Origin of the sequence: Candidatus Paracaedibacter symbiosus, from assembly GCF_000757605.1 — a bacterium.
GTDB classification, from domain to species: Bacteria; Pseudomonadota; Alphaproteobacteria; order Paracaedibacterales; family Paracaedibacteraceae; genus Paracaedibacter_A; species Paracaedibacter_A symbiosus.
In genome coordinates this window covers 6,243-6,983 of record NZ_JQAK01000016.1, presented here as the reverse complement: position 1 = coordinate 6,983, position 741 = coordinate 6,243, and the positions used below count along the sequence as shown (strand labels likewise).

The following is a 741-nucleotide window of genomic DNA, read 5'->3' as shown; positions in this document are numbered from 1 at the left end:
CGGCGAAGGCCACAACCTGCAGGAACACTCGGTTGTGCTGATCCGCGGCGGTCGCGTCAAGGACCTGCCGGGCGTGCGTTACCACACCGTCCGCGGCTCGCTGGACGCCGCCGGCGTCACCAAGCGTCGCCAGGGCCGTTCGAAGTACGGCGCCAAGCGCCCGAAGAGCTGATTGAGGAAGCCCGACAATGTCCCGTAAAGGTTCCACCCCCCAGCGCGCCGTCCTTCCCGACCCGAAGCACGGGAGCGAGACCATCGCCCGCTTCATCAACATGGTCATGAAGAGCGGCAAGAAGTCGATCGCGGAGAACATCGTGTATGACGCGATGGACGTGATCGGCGAGAAGAACACCAACGCCATCGAACTGGTGCAGAAGGCTCTGGACAACGTGTCCCCGGCCGTCGAGGTGAAGTCCCGCCGCGTCGGCGGCGCCACCTACCAGGTTCCGGTCGAAGTGCGTGCCTCGCGTCGTCTGGCCCTGGCCATGCGCTGGGTGATCGACTCGGCCCGCAAGCGCGGCGAGAACACGATGGCCCGCAAGCTGGCCGGCGAGCTGATCGACGCCTCGGAAAGCCGCGGTGGCGCGATCAAGAAGCGCGAAGAAACGCACCGCATGGCCGAGGCCAACAAGGCCTTCGCGCACTACCGCTGGTAAACCGGCCGGGCCCTGCGAGGGCCCGCGCTGACCAGCACCGGGCGGCGCGGCATGTTCCGCGCCCTCCGCATTTAAGGGGCCGGCG

Annotated in this window: 1 protein-coding gene and 1 pseudogene; both read left to right on the top strand. The window is 67.5% G+C overall.

What is annotated here, in order from left to right; genetic code table 11:
• Positions 1-172 (top strand): annotated as a pseudogene (gene rpsL / locus IG80_RS0111625) (30S ribosomal protein S12); the annotation flags it as partial.
• Between the two features lie 16 nt (positions 173-188).
• Positions 189-656 (top strand): 30S ribosomal protein S7, encoded by a 468-nt coding sequence (rpsG, locus tag IG80_RS0111620; RefSeq protein WP_032114192.1) that lies wholly within the window; start codon positions 189-191, stop codon positions 654-656.
• The last annotated feature ends 85 nt before the right edge of the window (positions 657-741 follow it).

What these genes read in the sequence shown, in the direction of transcription:
- rpsG (WP_032114192.1), top strand. Translation starts at nt 189, where the DNA reads ATGTCCCGTAAAGGTTCCACCCCCCAGCGCGCCGTCCTTCCCGACCCG.